This is a genomic window from Pseudomonas putida (genome assembly GCF_030159595.1).
Classification (GTDB): Bacteria; Pseudomonadota; Gammaproteobacteria; order Pseudomonadales; family Pseudomonadaceae; genus Aquipseudomonas; species Aquipseudomonas putida_AC.
Map to the genome: position 1 here is coordinate 1 of NZ_BSKJ01000079.1, position 209 is coordinate 209.

Sequence of the window (209 nt, forward strand, 5' to 3'; positions counted from 1 at the left end):
TCGTTGCCAGGAGTGCCTGGCTCGTCGGTGACCGTGGTGCTGACCGGAGTCTTGTCCAGGGTCAGTTGTTCAAACTTGCCGACGTCAGCGCCGTCCACCGAAGCGATCGATTTGATCACTGGATCGTTGGCACCGGTGTAGACGTTGTCCGGAGCAGTGACGGTGATCGAACCGGTAGTGCCATTGGCCGGTACGGTGATGACGGTTTT

At 58.9% G+C, this 209-nt stretch carries 1 protein-coding gene; it reads right to left on the bottom strand.

The annotated features are described in order from the left end of the window. On the bottom strand, positions 1–209 hold a 209-nt coding region (locus tag QQL85_RS26595; protein WP_284368805.1), incomplete at both ends, for an immunoglobulin-like domain-containing protein.